The sequence below is a fragment of the Vibrio sp. 1562 genome, assembly GCF_033340155.1.
GTDB lineage: Bacteria > Pseudomonadota > Gammaproteobacteria > Enterobacterales > Vibrionaceae > Vibrio > Vibrio alginolyticus.
This window is the reverse complement of sequence record NZ_JAWOVY010000130.1, coordinates 1-1007: the sequence shown is the minus strand read 5'-3', so window position 1 is coordinate 1007 and position 1007 is coordinate 1. Positions and strand designations below refer to the sequence as shown.

Here is a 1007-nt window from a genome sequence, read left to right as displayed (position 1 = left end):
TATCCAAACCTCGCGTGCAGTAAAACAAATGCACAGGAGGATGCGTTTTTAGCGATTTGAGTGACGCTAAGATGGCAAAGAACGACGCGACCCCAACACCACCCGCAATCCAAATCTGCGGCTTATTGACGTCAAACGCCAAGCGTCCGTAAGGACCTTCAACCATCACTTCTTCACCAATTTTAACCCTGTGGTACAAATCCGTGGTGAAATCACCCAGCTCTTTGATCAAAAAGCGTACCTCTGGTTCATGCTCACCTGAAACAATCGTAAACGGATGCGGATCTTCATTACCAAAACGAACATAAGCAAACTGCCCAGCTTTGTGTCCTTGCCAAGGAGTTCCTTGACCGTTATTGCTTGGCGCCAAAACCAGCTCCATCACTCGCGCTTGAGGGAAGTAGCGAGTCGACACCACTTTGGCGAGATGGCGATTCGCTCGTCCGACAAAACCAAGCAAGCTATAAACGGCAGCTGCAGAGCCCATCAAGGCAAAGCACAAAGCAACGAAATGAATTGGCTCACCCCAGTACGCGTGCTTGATCAACAAAACGGAGTGAACAGCAATCATCAAATCCACTGCCGCCATTAAACGATGCGACAACTTAAATGGCTTGTATTTAACAACCGTCCACAATGACACCACGAGCAATGCTAAGAGCAGGTAAAAACCCCACTCCCCCAAACCAAGCCCCACATCGCGCAACTCTTTGACCCAGAGTTCTAAACCGACAAAGTTGTTCCCAGAAGGCCCAACCCCGGTGTGTTTGATTGGTTTTTCGAGCACTCCTGCCGACACTAGCCATTTTGGCACTTTATACGTCAACCAATGCACGATTCCGAGGCTAACCCCCGCAATGCCGAGCCATTTATGCACACGATAGGCCTTATCCATCCCGTGAACCCATTGCTCGATCACAGGTAAGCGCAGCGCCAACACCATCGCAATAGACATCAAAGCCAACGACAAAACACCAGAATATTGAATAAGCGCGGAGCGCCATTGG

General features: G+C 49.6%; 1 protein-coding gene. It reads right to left on the bottom strand.

Annotated features, from left to right (window positions below; translation table 11 throughout):
* Nucleotides 1-1007 (bottom strand): ferric reductase-like transmembrane domain-containing protein (locus tag R7Z49_RS23685; protein ID WP_318112163.1); only part of this gene is annotated, 1007 nt, incomplete at both ends.